This window comes from Pseudomonas kitaguniensis, from assembly GCF_009296165.1.
In the GTDB taxonomy this organism is placed as follows: domain Bacteria; phylum Pseudomonadota; class Gammaproteobacteria; order Pseudomonadales; family Pseudomonadaceae; genus Aquipseudomonas; species Aquipseudomonas kitaguniensis.
In genome coordinates this window covers 1-18,961 of sequence record NZ_VUAZ01000067.1, presented here as the reverse complement: position 1 = coordinate 18,961, position 18,961 = coordinate 1, and the positions used below count along the sequence as shown (strand labels likewise).

Sequence of the window (18,961 nt, the reverse complement as noted above, 5' to 3'; positions counted from 1 at the left end):
TCGAGAAGTGAAAGGCAGTTGGCGCCTGTCGCGGCAACGCTATATATAGTGGCTACAACACGAGGTCAAGCGCAGCATTCTGCGCGGCCTGCCGTTATTGCCCTGAAAAAAGACTGGGTTCGACCTGCACCAGAGCAAAGCGCGGGACCTGCTCGCCGTCAACTTCGACGGTTTCCAGGAACATGCTCAACGGGCGTACCCAAAAGCCGTAATCGCCATACAGTGCTTGGTAAAAGACCATTTCTTCTTCGGTCTCGGAGTGCCGTGCCAGGTTAAAAACGCGGTACTGCGGACCTTTATAATGTTGGTAGAGCCCTGGTTCGACTTTCATGCTCTGGCCCTCTTACAAAATGTGTTGAAAAAAAATATTAAAAATTCCAAAAAACAAAAACCGGGGCACTGGGCCCCGGCTTGCGTCAAGCCAACGCTTAAACGCGTTCGAAGACGGTGGAAATGCCTTGGCCGAGACCAATGCACATGGTTGCAACCCCAAGGTTGCCGCCATTTTGCTTCATCACGTTAAGCAAAGTGCCGGAAATACGTGCACCGGAGCAACCGAATGGGTGGCCCAAGGCAATCGCGCCGCCGTGCAGGTTAACCTTCTCGTTCATCTTGTCGAGTACTTTCAAATCTTTCAACACCGGCAGCGCCTGTGCGGCGAACGCTTCGTTGAGCTCGAAGAAGTCGATATCGGCGATGGTCAGGCCTGCGCGCTTCAAGGCTTTTTGGGTCGCGGGTACTGGGCCATAGCCCATGATTGCCGGGTCCACACCTGCCACCGCCATCGAACGAATCACCGCCAGCGGCTGGATGCCGAGGTCTTGGGCACGCTGCGCCGACATCACGATCATGCACGAGGCACCGTCGGTGATTTGCGACGACGTACCGGCTGTGACGGTGCCGCCCTTGGGGTTGAAGGCCGGTTTCAAGGCCGCCAGGCTTTCCAGGGTGGTGTCCGGACGAATGGTTTCGTCGTAGTCGAACAGTTTCAGGAAACCGTTCTCGTCGTAGCCGTTCATCGGGATGATTTCATCTTTGAACTTGCCTTCCAGGGTCGCCTTGTGGGCGAGCTGGTGCGAGCGCAAGCCGAACGCGTCTTGGGCTTCGCGGGTAATGCCGTGCATTTTGCCGAGCATTTCTGCGGTAAGGCCCATCATGCCCGAGGCTTTTGCCGCATACAGCGACATGTGCGGGTTCGGGTCGACACCGTGCATCATGCTCACGTGGCCCATGTGCTCCACGCCACCGACCACGAACACATCACCGTTGCCGGTCATGATCGCTTGCGCCGCGGTGTGCAGCGCGCTCATCGACGAACCACACAGGCGGCTGACGGTCTGGCCGGCAGCGGTGTGCGGGATTTGCGTCATCAACGAGGCCATGCGCGCGATGTTCCAGCCCTGCTCCAGGGTCTGGTTAACGCAGCCCCAGATCACGTCTTCGACTTCGTTCGGGTCGACCTTGACGTTGCGTTCCAGCAATTTGCTGATCAGGTGCGCCGACATGTCCTCGGCACGCGTGTTGCGGTGCATGCCGCCCTTGGAGCGGCCCATCGGCGTGCGACCGAAGTCGACAATCACCACGTCTCTTGGATTCAAGCTCATAAATATTCTCGCTCTGTTCGTCTGGGCACTTAACCGAAGAAGCGCTGGCCGTTTTTGGCCATCTCACGCAGTTTTTCGGTCGGGTGGTACAGCGGGCCCAAATCAGCGTATTGATCAGCCAGGGCAACGAACTCGGCCACACCGATCGAGTCGATGTAACGCAGCGCACCACCACGGAATGGAGGGAAACCGATACCGTACACCAGGCCCATATCGGCTTCGGCGGCGGTTTCGACGATGCCGTCTTCCAGGCAACGCACGGTTTCCAGGCACAGCGCGATCATCATCCAGTTGATGATGTCGTCGTCGGACACTTCACGCTGCTCGTAGATGACCGGCGCGAGCACTTCGTGCACCGAAGGGTCAGTGACTTTCTTCTGCTTGCCCTTCTTGTCGGCCTCGTAAGCGTAGAAGCCTTTGCCGTTCTTCTGGCCCAGGCGTTTGGCGTCGTAGAGCGCGTCGATCGCCGAGCGGCGGTCGTCTTTCATGCGGTCCGGGAAGCCTTCAGCCATTACGTCGCGACCGTGGTGGCCGGTGTCGATGCCGACCACGTCCATCAGGTACGCCGGGCCCATTGGCCAGCCGAATTTTTCCATGACTTTGTCGATGCGCACAAAGTCGACACCAGCGCTGACCAGCTTGGCGAAACCGCCGAAGTACGGGAACAGCACGCGGTTGACCAGGAAGCCCGGGCAGTCATTGACCACAATCGGGTTCTTGCCCATTTTTTTCGCGTAGGCAACGGTGGTGGCAACCGCCAGCTCGCTGGACTTCTCGCCACGGATCACTTCCACCAGCGGCATCATGTGCACCGGGTTGAAGAAGTGCATGCCGACGAAGTTTTCCGGGCGCTTGAGGGCTTTGGCCAGCAAGCTGATGGAAATGGTCGAGGTGTTGGACGCCAGAATAGTGTCGTCTTTAACGTGGGCTTCTACTTCAGCCAACACGGCTTGCTTGACCTTCGGGTTCTCGACAACCGCTTCGACCACCAGGTCGACGTGGCCGAAATCGCCGTAGGACAGCGTAGGACGAATACCGTTAAGCACTTCGGCCATTTTCGCAGCGGTCATGCGGCCTTTATCAACGCGGCCCACCAGCAACTTGGCGGCTTCGGCCAGCCCTTGCTCGATGCCGTGCTCGTTGATGTCTTTCATCAGGATCGGCGTGCCTTTGGACGCCGATTGATAGGCGATACCGCCGCCCATGATACCGGCACCGAGTACGGCGGCCTGTTTCACGTCTTTGGCGATTTCGTCGTAGGCCTTGGCCTTTTTCTTCAGTTCCTGATCATTCAGGAACAAGCCGATCAAGCTCTGCGCAGCAGAAGTCTTGGCCAGTTTGACGAAGCCTGCAGCTTCCACTTCCAGGGCTTTGTCACGACCGAAGTTCGCGGCCTTCTGGATGGTTTTGATCGCTTCAACCGGCGCCGGATAGTTCGGGCCGGCCTGGCCTGCCACGAAACCTTTGGCGGTTTCGAACGACATCATTTGTTCGATGGCGTTGAGCTTGAGTTTTTCAAGCTTCGGTTGGCGTTTGGCCTTGTAGTCAAATTCGCCGCTGATGGCGCCTTTGATCAGGTTCAGTGCAGCTTCGGCGAGCTTGTCCGGGGCAACCACAGCGTCAACAGCACCGACTTTCAACGCGTCTTCAGCGGTGTTTTCTTTGCCTGCGGCAATCCACTCGATGGCATTGTCGGCGCCGATCAGGCGCGGCAAACGCACGGTGCCGCCAAAACCCGGGTAGATGCCCAGCTTGACTTCAGGCAGGCCCACTTTGGCGGTGGCCGACATCACACGGAAGTCAGCCGCCAGGCACATTTCCAGCCCGCCACCCAACGCGATGCCATTGATTGCGGCAACGGTTGGCACATTAAGGTCTTCAAAATCGCTGAAAATCTTGTTGGCTTCGAGGTTGCCAGCCACCAGCTCGGCATCGGGCAGCTTGAAGTTTTCGACGAATTCGGTGATGTCAGCGCCGACGATAAACACGTCCTTGCCGCTGGAGACAATCACGCCTTTGACCGAAGCATCTGCTTTGATGGTGTCGACGGCCTGACGCAGTTCGTTCAGGGTTAGACGGTTGAACTTGTTGACGGACTCACCCTTGAGGTCGAATTTCAATTCGACGATGCCACTTTCAAGAGTTTTAACCGTGATGGCTTTACCTTCGTAAATCATCAACTGATCTCCACGATATGGAAGCTGAACAGTACACACTGGACGCTGGCCTCTGGTTGGACATTGATAATTACGCCAATGCTCAAGCCAATCCGCCAGGCACACCCGCCAATGCGATAGTCGGGGTTCTGTATGAGCCGTCTGACAGGCAAACGCTCAATTCATACGCCCGTTTGATTTGGGTACGTCACCTTCATCCAATTCCAGGTAATTGTCAATCGCTCGAAAGGCTGGGTAAAACGCGACTTTCCAGTCATTTCAGAACCGCGCGCCTGCGCACGCGGCACGTCAATATTCGACTATTCACATAATCAATAAGGCAACGACTGCGGCAAAAAGCTGTACAGAATGAGATATGCCGCTAGGCTAGCGATAAGCGTAACGCGCCTGGATGAACATCCGGCGCAGCATCAAAGAATTACCGGCCTGCCTGGCCAACTCCAGCCCGATGATGATGTCGGGCTTTTTATTGCGCGCTCGCCCCCATTGCAGGGGCTGCGTCAGGCCAGTGCCTTGAGCAACGCGTCAATGTCCTTCAAGACACTGGCTTCGCCCTTCTCGCCCCAATACAAGGCGATCATTTGCGTGTCGGCTTCGACCTTGTAGACGTTGTCCGGCAACCGTGCAAAATAGGGTAACAATTTCTCATCAACACACACTTCACGCCACCGATTGACCCACACCCCCGGCTCCAGCTGCCAGTAACTCCAGAGCGCTGGCGCACTGCCGCGCCGCGGTCTGCAATATTGCGCGCACGGGCTCGGCGGCTCCTGCTTGAGCCAGTGCGGCCACTCCTGGGGCGACAGCTGCATGGCCAGGCCGATGCGGCGCGCCTCCATGCGCAGGGCCATGCGCCCGCTCTGATGGCGCGACGGGCGCAACCATGCCAGAGGGCTCAGAACCACCAGAAGGATTGACACCACTATCCAGACCGTCATATGTGTACTCCCGATTTTCTAGATGAGCGGATATGACCTGACGCAACCCAGTCCGCTTGAAAGCAGCCATACTCAACTTATTGCAGTCCCCTGGAGGAACGCCCCATGTCCTACGAACATATTCTGGTCGCCGTAGACCTGACCGAAGAGTGCGATCCAGTCATCAAGCGCGCCCGAGCCTTCGCTGTTGCCAGCAACGCCAAACTCTCGCTGGTGCACATCGTCGAGCCGATGGCCATGGCGTTCGGCGGCGACGTTCCCATGGATTTGTCCCAACTGCAGCAACAACAGTTCGATCAGGCCAAAGAGCGCCTGGAACGCTTGATCCTCAAGTACCCGGAAATCACCAAGGAAAATTCCCACCTGACTTACGGCCAACCCCGCCAGGAAATTCATCACTTGGCCAAAGAACATCAGTGCGACCTGATTGTAGTCGGCAGCCACGGCCGCCATGGTCTGGCGCTGTTGCTGGGCTCAACTGCCAATGACGTACTGCACGGCGCGCCCTGCGATGTGCTGGCAGTCAAACTGGTCAAAGACACCAGCAAGTAAGACCCATGAGGATCAAATGTCGGAGGGAGCCTGCTTCCTCCCACATTTGAATTGCATTTCATGTAAAAAGCCCGGCACTCATACAGATGAGTGCCGGGCTTTTTTTAGTGCGTGCGGATCAATCAGGCATCCAGCTCGGCCCAACGCTCAACCAGCACTTCCAGCTCCTGGTTCAACGTTTCCAGGGAAGCGATGACCTTGGCGGTTTCTGCCGCCGGGCGCAGGTAAAAACCCGCGTCAGCCATGTCCGCTTCTACCGCAGCGATCTGTTTTTCCTTGGCGTCGATCTCACCGGGCAAGGCTTCCAGTTCGCGTTGCAGCTTGTAGCTGAGCTTTTTCTTGGCCGCCGGTGCGGCTTCCTGAGCCGGTGCAGCCGTTGCCGGAGCAACCACCGCCGAGGTCAAGTCGGCCTTGCCGGACTTGCTCTCGGTCACGCCCAACAGGCGCGGCGAGCCGCCCTGACGCAGCCAGTCCTGATAACCACCGACGTATTCACGCACCTTGCCTTCACCTTCGAAGACCAGGGTGCTGGTAACCACGTTGTCGAGAAATTCCCGATCGTGGCTGACCATCAGCACAGTGCCGTTGAAGGTCAGCAGCACTTCTTCCAGCAACTCCAGCGTCTCTACGTCGAGGTCGTTGGTCGGTTCGTCGAGCACCAGCAGGTTGGCCGGTTTGCTGAACAGTTTGGCCAGCAGCAGGCGCGCACGCTCACCACCGGACAAGGCTTTTACCGGCGTACGTGCACGCTGCGGGCTGAACAAAAAGTCGCCCAGGTAGCTGAGTACGTGGCGGCTTTGGCCATCGATGTCGATAAAGTCGCGGCCTTCGGCAACGTTGTCGATTACGGTTTTTTCCAGGTCCAACTGGTGGCGCAACTGGTCGAAGTAAGCCACGTCGATGCGTGTGCCCTCCTCCACAGTGCCGCTGGTCGGTTGCAGACCATTGAGCATCAGCTTGAGCAAGGTGGTCTTGCCGGTGCCGTTGGCACCCAGCAGGCCGATACGGTCGCCGCGCTGCAGGACCATCGAGAAGTCTTTGATCAGGAACGGGCCGTCCGGGTGATGGAAGCTGACGTTCTCCAGCACCATCACTTGCTTGCCCGACTTGTCGGCGGTGTCCAGCTGAATGTTGGCCTTGCCGGTGCGCTCGCGACGCTCGCTGCGCTCGTTACGCAGGGCTTTGAGGGCACGCACGCGGCCTTCGTTACGGGTGCGGCGCGCCTTGATACCCTGGCGGATCCAGACTTCTTCCTGGGCCAGTTTTTTGTCGAACAGCGCGTTGGCGGTTTCTTCAGCCGCCAGCGTGGCTTCCTTGTGGACCAGGAAACTGGCGTAGTCGCCGTTCCAGTCGATCAGGCCGCCACGGTCGAGTTCGAGGATGCGCGTCGCCAGGCTCTGCAGGAAAGCACGGTCGTGCGTGATAAACAGCACGGCGCCCTGGAAGTCCTTGATGGCCTCTTCGAGCCAGGCGATTGCGCCGATGTCCAAGTGGTTGGTCGGTTCGTCGAGCAGCAGCAGGTCCGGCTCGGAAACCAGCGCCTGCGCCAGCAGGACGCGGCGACGCCAGCCGCCGGACAATTCGGCCAGGGTTTTGTCGGCCGGCAGTTGCAGGCGGCTCAAGGTGCTGTCGACCAGTTGCTGCAAGCGCCAGCCGTCACGGGCTTCGAGGTCTTGCTGAACATGCATGAGCTTGTCCAGGTCGGCGTCGGTCACACAGTTCTGCGCCAGGTGATGGTATTGCGCGAGCAACTCACCCACGCCGTCGAGGCCTTCGGCGACCACGTCGAACACTGTCCGTCCGTCGGCCACCGGCAACTCTTGCGGCAATTCACCAATTTTGAGGCCGGGCGCGCGCCAAACAGAGCCCTCATCGGGCTTTTGGTCGCCTTTTACCAGCTTCATCATGCTGGACTTGCCGGTGCCGTTGCGGCCGATGATGCACACCCGCTCACCACGGGCGATCTGCCAGGACACCTTGTCCAACAACGGCATAGCGCCGAAAGCAAGGGACACATCGCTGAATTTGAGCAGGGTCATACACTTCTCCAAAAACTGGGCGCGCATTCTACCTGACTTGAAGGTGGGATGCGGTCTGCATTTTCGCTATCGACACGTTCTGAACGACATTTACGACCAACTTCAACCAACCGGCTGGCAAAGCTTTCAACGGCTGCAAGCAAAAGGCTAAGCTAGGGGCAATCAGTGTCGGCGATGCCGGTGCTAGTCGTGATTTCTCTGCACGGACGTCTCATGCGCAGTCGCCTTTTCAATTTTTTATCTTGCCTGCTTCTTTCCGCCACCGCCGTTCAATCCGCCCAGGCCGTGGACCTCACCACCCAACGTCAATATTACGATGAGGCCAAACGCGCCTTGGCCAGGGGCGACAGCGGCCCTTACATGCAATACAGCCAGGCGTTGGCCGACTACCCGCTGACGCCGTATCTGGCCTACGACGAGCTGACCGCACGCCTGAAAACCGCGAGCAACGAGGAAATCGAACAGTTCCTCGCCAAAAACGGCGACCTGCCCCAGGCCAACTGGATGAAGCTGCGCTGGTTGCGCTGGCTGGCCGACCGTGGCGACTGGCAGACCTTTGAAAAGTACTACGACGCCAAACTCAACTTTGTTGAGCTGGACTGCCTGCAAGCCCAGTACCAGCTCACGCATAACCTGAAAGCCGAAGGCTACAAGAACACCGAAAAACTCTGGCTGACCGGCAAATCCCAGCCGACCGCGTGTGATACCACCTTCGGCCAGTGGGCGGCCGACGGCCAACTCACCGAACAAAAAATCTGGGACCGCACCAAGCTCGCCGCCGAAGCCCGCAACTACGCACTGGCCAACAGCCTGGTAAAAACCTTGCCAACCCTCGGCGCTCAGGGCCGTTTGATGGTGGACGTGGCGCAGAAGCCCGACATGCTCGGCGACCCGTCGCGCTTCCTGCCGGCCAACGAGGCCATGTCGGACGCGGTGGGCCTCGGCCTGCGCCGCCTGGCACGCCAGGACCCGGACAAGGCCATGGCCCTGCTCGATGGTTACGCCAGCAGCATGCACTTCTCGCGTGACGAAAAAGTGTCGATCGCCCGCGAAATCGGCCTGACCCTGGCGCGCCGTTATGACCCGCGCGCGCTGGACGTCATGACCCAATACGACCCCGAGTTGCGCGATAACACCGTCTCCGAATGGCGCCTGCGCCTGCTGTTGCGTTTGGCGCGCTGGGAAGATGCCTACCAGTTGACCCGCAAGCTGCCGCAGGACCTTGCGACCACCAACCGCTGGCGTTACTGGCAAGCGCGTAGCCTGGAGCTGGCCGAGCCGAAAAACCCGCAACCACTGGTGCTGTACAAAAACCTCGCGCAGGAACGTGACTTCTACGGTTTCCTCGCGGCGGATCGCTCCAAAGCACCGTACCAGCTGAAAAACAAACCGCTGGTGATGAGCCAGGCGCTGGTCAACAAGGTGCGCAATACACCCGGTGTTCGCCGCGCCCTGGAGTTCTACGCACGCGGCCAAATTGTCGATGGCCGTCGCGAGTGGTACCACGTCAGCCGTCACTTCAACCGCGATGAAATGGTCGCCCAGGCCAAACTGGCCTACGACATGAAGTGGTACTTCCCGGCAATCCGCACCATCAGCCAGGCGCAGTACTGGGACGACCTGGACATCCGTTTCCCGATGGCCCACCGCGACACGTTGGTGCGCGAAGCCAAAGTGCGCGGCCTGCATTCCAGCTGGGTGTTCGCAATCACTCGCCAGGAAAGCGCGTTTATGGACGACGCACGCTCCGGCGTCGGCGCCAGCGGCCTGATGCAACTGATGCCCGGCACCGCCAAGGAAACCGCACGCAAGTTCAGTATCCCGCTGGCTTCCCCGGCACAAGTGTTGGACCCGGACAAAAACATCCAGCTCGGCGCCGCTTACCTGAGCCAGGTGCACAGCCAGTTCAACGGCAACCGCGTGCTCGCCTCCGCCGCCTACAACGCCGGCCCCGGCCGTGTGCGCCAGTGGCTGCGCGGCGCCGACCACCTGAGTTTTGATGTTTGGGTGGAAAGCATTCCGTTCGACGAAACCCGCCAGTATGTACAGAACGTGCTGTCTTATTCGGTGATCTACGGGCAGAAACTCAACTCACCGCAACCGCTGGTGGATTGGCATGAGCGGTATTTTGATGATCAGTAAGAGAAGCAGCTTTTAGCTTGTAGCTTGAAGCTTGAAGCTTGAAGCTTGAAGCTTGAAGCTTGAAGAATAATGCCCGCATTGAGCAATGCGGGCATTTTTTATGGGGCGAGTGTCGGCAGCTTCATTGCGCTTGCACTTGCACCCCGTCACTGAACTGCAACGCTGCCAGCCGCGCATACAGCGGGTTGCTCGCAATCAATTGCTGATGCGTGCCCACCGCGACTAACTGGCCTTGGTCCATCACCGCAATCCGGTCGGCATTCTTCACGGTGGCCAAGCGGTGCGCTATCACCAGCGTGGTGCGGCCTTGCATCAGTTGCGGCAGCGCTTGCTGGATCAGGTGTTCACTCTGCGCATCAAGGGCGCTGGTGGCTTCGTCCAGCAGCAGGATCGGCGCGTCCACCAGCAGCGCGCGGGCGATGGCCAGGCGTTGCCGTTGGCCGCCGGAGAGGCCCATGCCGCCGTCGCCGAGGTGGGTTTGGTAACCTTCGGGCATTTGCAGGATGAAGTCGTGGGCGTGAGCGATGCGCGCGGCGGCTTCGACTTCCTCGCGCGTGGCAGACGGGTTGCCGTAGCGGATGTTTTCTTCGACGCTGCCAAAAAACAGCGCGGGGCTTTGCGAGACCAGCGCGAAATGACGGCGCAGGTCCATCGGGTCGAGTTCGGTCAGCGGGTGGCCTTCGAGCAGGATGCGGCCTTGCTGCGGGTCGTAGAAACGCAGCAGCAGGTCAAAGAGGGTTGATTTACCCGCACCGGACGGGCCTACCAGCGCCAGGGTTTCGCCTGGATTGATCGTCAGGTTCAAGCCGTCGATGGCATAGCTGTCCGGGCGCGAAGGGTAGGAAAAGCGCAGGTCCTGCAACTGCATACGCCCGCTCACGCGCTGCGGCAGTTGCACGGTGCCGCTGGCGGGCGCCTGAATTTCATTGCTCGACTGCAATAATTCGCCGATCCGCTCGGCGGCGCCCGCGGCGCGTTGCAGCTCGCCCAGCACCTCGCTCAAAGTGCCGACAGCGCTGCCGACGATCAAGCTGTAAAACACAAACGCCGCCAGCTCACCGCCGGAAATGCGCCCGCCGATCACGTCCATACCACCGACCCAAAGCATCACGCCCACAGCGCCGAGCACCAGCATGATCACCAAGGTGATCAGCCATGCGCGCTGCACAATGCGTTTGCGCGCGGTGGCAAACGCCTCCTCCACGGTGACGGCGAAGCGCTGTTCGTCCTGCAGCTGATGGTTGTACGCCTGCACAGTCTTGATTTGGCCAAGGGTTTCGGACACATAGCTGCCAACATCGGCGATGCGGTCCTGGCTCTGGCGCGACAAGCTGCGTACGCGGCGACCAAAAATCAGAATCGGCGCCAGCACCAACGGCAGCGCCACCACCACGATGCTGGTGAGTTTGGGGTTGGTGACAAACAGCAACACGATGCCGCCGATCACCATCAGCGCATTGCGCAGGAACAGCGACAGCGACGAACCGATCACCGACTGCAGCAACGTAGTGTCGGTGGTCAGCCGTGACTGGATTTCCGAGCTGCGGTTGTTCTCGTAGAAACCCGGGTGCAGGTAGATCAAGTGGCTGAACACCTGGCGGCGAATGTCCGCGACGACCCGCTCGCCGATCCACGACACCAGATAGAACCGCGAGAACGTGCCCACCGCCAAACCCAGCACCAGCAGCATAAACAGGCCAATCGACTGGTTAAGCAGGTGCGGAGATTGCGTCATGAAGCCTTGGTCTACCAGCAGGCGGATGCCCTGCCCCATCGACAAGGTAATGCCGGCGGTAACGATCAGCGCCAACAAGGCACCCAGCGCCTGCCAGCGATAGGGCGCAATAAAGCGGCTGGCCAAGCGAATCGCGCGGCGTTGACGGGCTGAAAACATGGAGAGCATCACCTGCGTGAGGAATAGAAGTCGCTACACCTGAACATTGGGGGAACTTGAGTAAATAACAATGAGTCAGGTTAATTATGCCCGCAGACACAGGCTAATAGAGGCTATCGGTCTAACGATTGGCTGGAAATTCGTATCGATTTCTGGTCGACTGAGCGTTCGAACCGGTGACTTTGTAAGGACTTGTAATAGCTTGGTCACGCGGGGGAATTAGAGTAGGTACACAACCTGATGAGGAGACAGGCCATGACCTTGCAAACCAGCAGCGACGCCAAAATTGAAGTAATCCGCCAACCGCAGCATCTGCCTTGCTCGGTGATCGACGCCCAAGGCCGCGAAGTGCAGATTACCGAAGAGATGATCCAGCAAGCGTGCAGCGAGTTGGAACAGCGCCTGGTAAAACCTGCACAGCGAGGCTGAAGCGCCCACGCTCTTTCAAACCCGGCCCAAGTGGCCGGGTTTTTTGTGGCTGTTTAAAGCGCTTCGGCGCCCAACGCAGCGACGATGCGCGCCAAATCGGCTGACTCGCCGTTGATGCTCACCTTCAAGCCATCTATCTCACGGCGCAGCGGGTAATGCTTGCGCAGCAGGTCGAACGCCTCGCGCTGTTGTTGCACTGTTCCTACAAGGCTGCGGCGGAAATCCGCATCATCGCGGCGCGGGTCGTACACGCTGCGGCACAAGGTCGCCAATGCCCAGGCAGGGTCAGTGGCGGCATTCAAATGCACCTCAGCCAGCCACGGCGCCGGCAACAAATCACTTAATTGAATGCTCGGCGCTTGGCCAAGATGGGCGCAGAACGCCTGGTAAATCTGCGCGGTGCCGCGCTGTTTACCGTCCAGGCTGTAACCGGCAATGTGCGGCGTGGCCAACACGCACAGGTCAGCCAGGTCGACGTCTACCTCGGGCTCGCCCTCCCACACGTCCAGAACGGCCTGTAAGTCCTCACGTTCCAGCAACACGTCGCGCAGCGCGGCGTTGTCCACCACCGGGCCACGGCTGGCGTTGATCAACCAAGTGCCGGGCTTGAGGCGTTGAAGACGCTGACGATCGAGCAAGTGCCAGGTAGAGCCGTTGCCGGACTTGGTCAGCGGCGTGTGCAGGCTGATCACGTCGCACTGCGCGATAATTTGCTCAAGGCTGACGTAATCAGCGTCTTCGGCGATCTGGCGCGGCGGGTCGCACACCAGCACGTTCCAGCCCAAACCCTTGAGCACCTTGACCAGGCGCCCGCCCACTTCACCCGCGCCGACCACGCCGTAGGTACGCTGAGTCAGGTCGACGCCTTCAATTTCGGCCAGGGTTTGCAAGCTGCCCAGCACGTAGTCCACCACGCCACGCGCATTGCAGCCCGGCGCGCTCGACCACTGGATACCGGCCTGCTTGAAGTAGCCCAGGTCCAGGTGATCGGTGCCGATGGTGCAGGTGCCGACAAACCGCACCTGCGTGCCTTCGAGCAAGGCGCGGTTAACGTTGGTTACCGAACGCACCAGCAGCACATCCGCCTGCTCGACCGTGGCGCGGTCGATGGACCGGCCGGGCACCCGGCGAATCTCGCCAAACCCTTCGAAGAAGGCATCAAGCAGTGGGATATTTTCGTCGGCAACAATCAGCATGGCAGGCTCCTTTCGCGGAACAGCAGTGTACAGGGAAGCGACCTGCGTTGTGGTGGCGAGCGGGCAAGCCAGCTTGCGCAGCGGTAAATCGCTTACAAATCGCTAACACAGGTTTTTTCCTGACCATTGCGTCAAGGCGTAGACTCCGCCGTCCTCAGCCACACTTAACTGGACACTTGTACGTGAACACTGCCACCGCCTCCATCACCCGCCCCGCCCGCATCAGCCGGGAAGTGCGCGACCTGTTGACGCTCGCTTTGCCGATCATGATTGGCCAACTGGCCACCACTGCGATGAGCTTTGTCGACGCGGTGATGGCAGGTCGCGTCAGCCCGCAGGACCTGGCGGCGGTGGGCCTGGGCAACTCGATCTGGATTCCGGTCTACCTGCTGATGACCGGCACGTTGCTGGCGACCACGCCGAAAGTCGCGCAGCGCTACGGTGCAGGCCACTACAGCGAGATTGGCCCGCTGGTGCGCCAGTCGCTATGGCTGGCTGTCGTGGTCGGGATCACGGCGTCCCTGTTGCTGCTCAGCGCCGAGCCGATCCTGCAGGCGATGAAGGTCGAGCCCGACCTGATCACGCCGTCCATGGGTTACTTGTATGGCATCGCCGCCGGGATGCCGGCCATTGCGCTGTACTACGTGCTGCGCTGTTTCAGTGATGGCTTGGGCCGCACGCGGCCGAGCATGGTCATGGGCCTGTGCGGGTTGGCGTTGAATATCCCGCTGAACTACATCTTCATCTATGGCCATTTCGGCGTACCAGCCATGGGCGGCGTGGGCTGCGGCTGGGCCACGGCCATCGCGATGTGGGTGATGATGCTCGGTTTGGCCGGTTGGACGCGCTGGGGCCCGGCGTACCAGCGTTGCGAACTGTTCAAGCGTTTTGACTGGCCGCAATGGGCGGTGATCAAGCGCCTGCTGAACATTGGCCTGCCGATTGGCATCGCGATTTTCGCCGAATCGAGCATCTTCGCGGTCATCGCGCTGTTGATCGGCAGTTTGGGCGCCACGGTGGTGTCCGGCCACCAGATCGCGCTGAATGTCAGCTCACTGGTGTTCATGATCCCGTATTCCCTGAGCATAGCCGTGACCGTGCGTGTCGGCCAGGCGCTGGGGCGTGGCGAACCGCGTGAGGCACGCTTTGCCGCCGGCGTCGGCATGGGCACCGCGCTGGCGTATGCCTGCCTGTCGTGCAGCCTGATGCTGTTGTTTCGCGAGCAGATCGCGGCGATCTACACGCCGGACCCGATTGTGATCCACCTCGCGTCGACGCTGATCGTGTTCTCTGCGCTGTTCCAGTTCTCGGACTCGATCCAGGTCACCGCCGCCGGCGCCTTGCGCGGTTATCAAGACACGCGCGTAACCATGGTGCTGACCTTGTTCGCCTATTGGGGCGTGGGGCTGCCGGTGGGTTATGCGTTGGGGCTGACTGACTGGCTCGGCGAACCCAGCGGCCCCAGCGGTTTATGGCAAGGGCTGATCGTGGGCCTGAGCTGTGCGGCGGGGATGTTGCTGGTGCGCCTGGCGCGCAGTGCACGCCAGCGGATTCACGCACACAAGGCGCGCGGTTAATCGGCCTTTTTGCGAATCCAGTAGAGGTACGTCCCGGCCTGCTCCTGCTGATCGACCAGTTCATGGTCAAGAAACACACAAAACTTGGGAATATCGCGGCGGGTCGAAGGGTCGGTCGCGATCACCTTGAGCAAGCCGCCCGGCGGTAAATCGCGGATGTGCTGGTGCAGCATCATCACCGGTTCCGGGCAGTTAAGGCCGGTGGCGTCGAGGGTGCCGTCGACGGGTAGATCAAGACTCATGGTTCACTCCTGTAGCTGGCCGCTCCCCCATTAGAGCGGTGGTTGCCTTGAGGGTTTAGCGGCTTTTCGGTTTTTTCGCGGTTTCCAGGCGGCGCAGGTGGCAGGTGACTTCTTCGCGGTCGTGGTAGAGCTGTTTGCAGCCGATTTCCACGCGAATGCCACGTGCCTTGAAGCCTTCTTCGATGCGCTCCAGCAGGCGTTTTACCTCAGCATAACGCTGCTTCATCGGCAACTTCAGGTTCACCACGGCTTCGCGGCAATGGCCCTCGCCAATCCAGGTTTCCAGCAGCGCCGCATTGCGCGCCGGTTTTTCAACGATGTCACACACCATCCAGTCCACCGGCTGCTTGGGCACGAAGGTGAAGCCGTCTGCCATCAAGTGCTGCACCAGGCCGGTGTCCATCAGGCTTTCAGCCATTGGGCCGTTGTCGATAGCCGTGACCAGCATGCCGCGGTTGACCAGTTGCCAGGTCCAGCCGCCGGGCGCCGCACCGAGGTCAACGCCGGTCATGTCACCGTGCAGGCGTTCGTCCCACTGGTCGCGCGGGATAAAGTGGTGCCAGGCTTCTTCCAGCTTCAAGGTCGAACGGCTTGGCGCGTCGCGTGGGAACTTGAGGCGCGGGATGCCCATCGGCCACATCGCCGAGTTGTTCGATTCGGCCAGGCCCATGAACACTTCACGGCCACTTTTGAAGGTCAGCAGCAGGCGCGGTTTGCTCGGGTCGTCGACCAGTTTGCCGGCGTTCAACAAGGCTTTGCGCAGGTGCACTTCGAATTTTTTGCAGAAGTTCGAAAGCTCCTTGCCGTCATTCGTGTCGACCATTTCCAGCCACAGGCTGCCGCACACCGGGAAGCCTTGCAGGTGCGCGAGGATCACGCTGATGCGGTCGGTTTCCGGCAGGTCGATAAACACACCGCGCGCCCACTGCCGCGGAAAGATCAGCTCGGCAAACCGCTGGCCGTGCATCAGGCGCTGCGCGCCGTCTTCTTCGGTGCAGACAAATTCGGCGCAAGCGCTGCCGGTTTTGGTTTTGGCATAGCCGGAAACGTTCAGGCGCGCGGCGTGTTCCGCGATCTCGGAACAGACTTCGCCTTCAAAACCTGGGCGGCAGTGCATAAAAAGGGTGTTCATTGACTCTCCTGGCAACTGGCTTGCGCTATCGCAATGCCTGTCATGAAAACGCGCGCATGATAGCCGAGTTCGGAACCTTGGGCTTAACGATACAGTCCAGTTATTAGCCTGCTAATGAAAACAGGGCTAAGTTGAACGCTCTGTTCGTCCCGTCAGGTCCGTAGCCGTGCGGACCATAAGGAGTCATGTAATGTCATCCCTTGATAGCCTGAGAACCCTTAAAACCCTGCAAATCGACGACAAAACCTACCACTACTTCAGCTTGCCCGAAGCCGCCAAGAGCCTCGGCGACCTGGACAAACTGCCGATGTCGCTCAAGGTGCTGCTGGAAAACCTGCTGCGCTGGGAAGACGGCAAAACCGTCACCGGCACCGACCTGACGGCCATCGCCGCGTGGCTTAAACAGCGCCAGTCCGACCGCGAAATCCAATACCGCCCCGCGCGCGTATTGATGCAAGACTTTACCGGGGTGCCCGCGGTGGTCGACCTCGCCGCCATGCGCGCCGCCGTGGCCAAGGCCGGTGGAGACCCGCAGCGCATCAACCCGCTGTCCCCGGTGGACCTGGTGATTGACCACTCGGTGATGGTCGACAAGTTCGGCACCGCCCGCGCGTTTGAGCAAAACGTCGACATCGAGATGCAGCGCAACGGCGAACGCTACGCCTTCCTGCGTTGGGGCCAAAGCGCCTTCGACAACTTCAGCGTGGTGCCGCCGGGCACCGGCATCTGCCACCAGGTCAACCTCGAATACCTCGGCCGCACCGTGTGGACCAAGGACGAAGACGGCCGCACTTACGCGTTCCCCGACACATTGGTCGGCACCGACTCGCACACCACCATGATCAATGGCCTCGGCGTACTCGGCTGGGGCGTGGGCGGTATCGAAGCGGAAGCGGCAATGCTTGGCCAGCCGGTGTCGATGCTGATTCCGGAAGTGATCGGCTTCAAGCTCACCGGCAAACTCAAAGAAGGCATTACCGCCACCGACCTGGTGCTGACGGTGACGCAGATGCTGCGTAAAAAAGGCGTGGTCGGCAAGTTCGTCGAGTTCTATGGCGACGGCTTGGCGGATTTGCCCTTGGCCGACCGCGCCACCATCGCCAACATGGCCCCGGAATACGGCGCCACCTGCGGTTTTTTCCCGGTGGATGAGGTGACCCTCGACTACTTGCGCCTGTCCGGCCGCCCGGCCGCCACGGTAAAACTGGTCGAGGCCTACACCAAGGCGCAGGGTTTGTGGCGTAACGCTGGCCAGGAGCCGGTGTTCACCGACAGCCTGGCGCTGGACATGGGCAGCGTCGAAGCCAGCCTCGCCGGGCCGAAACGCCCGCAAGACCGTGTGTCGCTGCCGAATGTAGGCCAAGCCTTCAGCGACTTCCTCGACCTGCAATTCAAACCGACCAACAAAGAAGAAGGTCGCCTCGAAAGCGAAGGCGGCGGTGGTGTCGCCGTCGGCAACGCCGATTTGGTGGGTGAAACCGACTACGAAGAAGATGGCCACACCTATCGCCTGAAAAACGGCGCCGTGGTGATTGCCGCGATCACTTCGTGCACCAACACCTCCAACCCCAGCGTGATGATGGCCGCTGGTCTGGTGGCGAAAAAGGCCGTTGAAAAGGGCCTCACGCGCAAACCGTGGGTGAAAACCTCACTGGCACCAGGCTCCAAAGTGGTCACTGACTACTACAAGGCGGCGGGCCTCACGCAGTACCTGGACAAGCTCGGCTTTGACCTGGTCGGTTATGGCTGCACCACCTGCATCGGCAACTCCGGCCCGTTGCCCGAGCCGATCGAAAAAGCCATCCAGAAAGCCGACCTCGCCGTGGCTTCGGTGCTGTCCGGCAACCGCAACTTTGAAGGCCGCGTGCACCCGCTGGTAAAAACCAACTGGCTGGCCTCGCCGCCGCTGGTGGTCGCCTACGCGTTGGCCGGCACCGTGCGTATCGACATCAGCAGCGAGCCGCTGGGTAACGACCAGGACGGCAAGCCGGTGTACCTGAAAGACATCTGGCCAAGCAGCAAAGAGATTGCCGACGCCGTGGCCCAAGTCACTACCGGCATGTTCCACAAGGAATACGCCGAGGTGTTTGCCGGCGACGAGCAGTGGCAGGCAATTGAAGTGCCGCAAGCGGCGACGTATGTGTGGCAGGAAGACTCAACCTACATCCAGCACCCGCCGTTTTTCGATGACATTGCCGGCCCGCCGCCGGTGATCAAGGACGTCAAAGGCGCCAACGTGCTGGCAATGCTCGGCGACTCGGTGACCACCGACCACATCTCCCCCGCCGGTAACATCAAAACCGACAGCCCCGCTGGCCGTTACCTGCGTGAAAAAGGTGTGGAACCGCGTGACTTCAACTCGTACGGCTCACGCCGTGGCAACCATGAAGTGATGATGCGCGGCACGTTTGCCAACATCCGTATCCGCAATGAAATGCTCGGCGGCGAAGAAGGCGGCAACACGCTGTACATCCCCACCGGCGAGAAAATGCCGATCTACGACGCGGCCATGCAGTATCAGGCCTCCGGCACACCGCTGGTGGTGATTGCCGGCCAGGAATACGGCACCGGTTCAAGCCGTGACTGGGCGGCCAAGGGCACCAATTTGCTGGGGGTCAAGGCGGTGATCGCCGAGAGCTTCGAGCGTATTCACCGCTCCAATCTGGTGGGCATGGGTGTGCTGCCGTTGCAGTTCAAGCTGGACCAGAACCGCAAGGCGTTGAAGCTGACGGGCAAGGAGAAGATCGACATTCTCGGCCTGACCGATGCCGAGATCGAGCCAAGGATGAATTTGACCTTGGTGATTACCCGGGAGGATGGCAGCAGTGAAAAGCTCGAGGTGCTGTGCCGGATTGATACGCTGAATGAAGTGGAGTACTTCAAGTCGGGCGGCATTCTGCACTATGTGCTGCGCCAGTTGATCGCTTCATAAGGCGAACTGAAAACATGGGGCTTTCAAATTAATGGAGCCCTGAATGTGGGAGGGGGCTTGCTCCCGATAGCGGTGGGTCAGTCAATTCATGTATCAACTGTAAAACT

General features: G+C 59.9%; 14 protein-coding genes. 5 read left to right on the top strand and 9 right to left on the bottom strand.

Going from position 1 to position 18,961, the window contains the following annotated elements; genetic code table 11:
• Positions 1–94: 94 nt before the first annotated feature.
• The 4 genes from F0169_RS12625 to F0169_RS12610 all read right to left on the bottom strand — a co-directional run bounded on the left by F0169_RS12625 (position 95) and on the right by F0169_RS12610 (position 4,719).
• Positions 95–331 carry a DUF1653 domain-containing protein gene (locus F0169_RS12625; RefSeq protein ID WP_058411027.1) on the bottom strand — a complete coding sequence of 79 codons (237 nt, stop codon included), beginning with the start codon at positions 329–331 and terminating at the stop codon, positions 95–97.
• A 97-nt stretch (positions 332–428) separates the two neighbouring features.
• On the bottom strand, positions 429–1,604 hold the full coding sequence (gene fadA / locus F0169_RS12620) for an acetyl-CoA C-acyltransferase FadA (protein ID WP_058411028.1): 1,176 nt from the start codon (positions 1,602–1,604) through the stop codon (positions 429–431).
• A gap of 29 nt (positions 1,605–1,633) precedes the next feature.
• A complete protein-coding gene (gene fadB, locus F0169_RS12615; protein WP_152746710.1) occupies positions 1,634–3,781 on the bottom strand; it encodes a fatty acid oxidation complex subunit alpha FadB in 2,148 nt (715 codons plus the stop codon).
• Positions 3,782–4,281: 500 nt separating this feature from the next.
• Positions 4,282–4,719, bottom strand: coding sequence for a hypothetical protein (locus F0169_RS12610; RefSeq protein ID WP_058411030.1), 438 nt, complete (start codon positions 4,717–4,719; stop codon positions 4,282–4,284).
• A gap of 105 nt (positions 4,720–4,824) precedes the next feature.
• On the opposite strand from F0169_RS12610, the gene F0169_RS12605 reads away from it, so the two are divergent.
• Entirely contained in the window at positions 4,825–5,271 is a 447-nt protein-coding gene (locus tag F0169_RS12605; protein ID WP_058411031.1) for a universal stress protein, read from the top strand.
• A 122-nt stretch (positions 5,272–5,393) separates the two neighbouring features.
• On the opposite strand, the gene F0169_RS12600 is transcribed toward F0169_RS12605, so the two are convergent.
• On the bottom strand, positions 5,394–7,310 hold the full coding sequence (locus F0169_RS12600) for an ATP-binding cassette domain-containing protein (protein ID WP_058411032.1): 1,917 nt from the start codon (positions 7,308–7,310) through the stop codon (positions 5,394–5,396).
• A gap of 213 nt (positions 7,311–7,523) precedes the next feature.
• Here F0169_RS12600 and F0169_RS12595 point away from each other — a divergent pair, with 213 nt between their 5' ends.
• Positions 7,524–9,452, top strand: coding sequence for a transglycosylase SLT domain-containing protein (locus F0169_RS12595; RefSeq protein WP_122251815.1), 1,929 nt, complete (start codon positions 7,524–7,526; stop codon positions 9,450–9,452).
• A gap of 121 nt (positions 9,453–9,573) precedes the next feature.
• On the opposite strand, the gene F0169_RS12590 is transcribed toward F0169_RS12595, so the two are convergent.
• On the bottom strand, positions 9,574–11,346 hold the full coding sequence (locus F0169_RS12590) for an ABC transporter transmembrane domain-containing protein (RefSeq protein ID WP_152746709.1): 1,773 nt from the start codon (positions 11,344–11,346) through the stop codon (positions 9,574–9,576).
• Positions 11,347–11,601: 255 nt separating this feature from the next.
• On the opposite strand from F0169_RS12590, the gene F0169_RS27395 reads away from it, so the two are divergent.
• Complete coding sequence (locus F0169_RS27395; RefSeq protein WP_058411036.1) at positions 11,602–11,775, top strand: PA1571 family protein; 174 nt, start codon at positions 11,602–11,604, stop codon at positions 11,773–11,775.
• Positions 11,776–11,828: 53 nt separating this feature from the next.
• On the opposite strand, the gene pdxB is transcribed toward F0169_RS27395, so the two are convergent.
• Positions 11,829–12,971 (bottom strand): 4-phosphoerythronate dehydrogenase PdxB, encoded by a 1,143-nt coding sequence (gene pdxB / locus F0169_RS12585; protein WP_152746708.1) that lies wholly within the window; start codon positions 12,969–12,971, stop codon positions 11,829–11,831.
• A gap of 182 nt (positions 12,972–13,153) precedes the next feature.
• Here pdxB and F0169_RS12580 point away from each other — a divergent pair, with 182 nt between their 5' ends.
• Positions 13,154–14,548 (top strand): MATE family efflux transporter, encoded by a 1,395-nt coding sequence (locus tag F0169_RS12580; protein ID WP_172979422.1) that lies wholly within the window; start codon positions 13,154–13,156, stop codon positions 14,546–14,548.
• Here F0169_RS12580 and tusA read toward each other — a convergent pair.
• Together tusA and rlmM are read right to left on the bottom strand one after the other, a co-directional pair.
• Entirely contained in the window at positions 14,545–14,790 is a 246-nt protein-coding gene (tusA, locus tag F0169_RS12575; protein ID WP_099238740.1) for a sulfurtransferase TusA, read from the bottom strand. The genes F0169_RS12580 and tusA overlap by 4 nt on opposite strands.
• Positions 14,791–14,845: 55 nt before the next feature.
• The gene (gene rlmM, locus F0169_RS12570; protein WP_152746706.1) at positions 14,846–15,922 is read right to left on the bottom strand and encodes a 23S rRNA (cytidine(2498)-2'-O)-methyltransferase RlmM; all 1,077 of its coding nucleotides are present in this window, start codon (positions 15,920–15,922) and stop codon (positions 14,846–14,848) included.
• A 190-nt stretch (positions 15,923–16,112) separates the two neighbouring features.
• On the opposite strand from rlmM, the gene acnA reads away from it, so the two are divergent.
• The gene (acnA, locus tag F0169_RS12565; protein ID WP_152746705.1) at positions 16,113–18,854 is read left to right on the top strand and encodes an aconitate hydratase AcnA; all 2,742 of its coding nucleotides are present in this window, start codon (positions 16,113–16,115) and stop codon (positions 18,852–18,854) included.
• Positions 18,855–18,961: the final 107 nt, after the last annotated feature.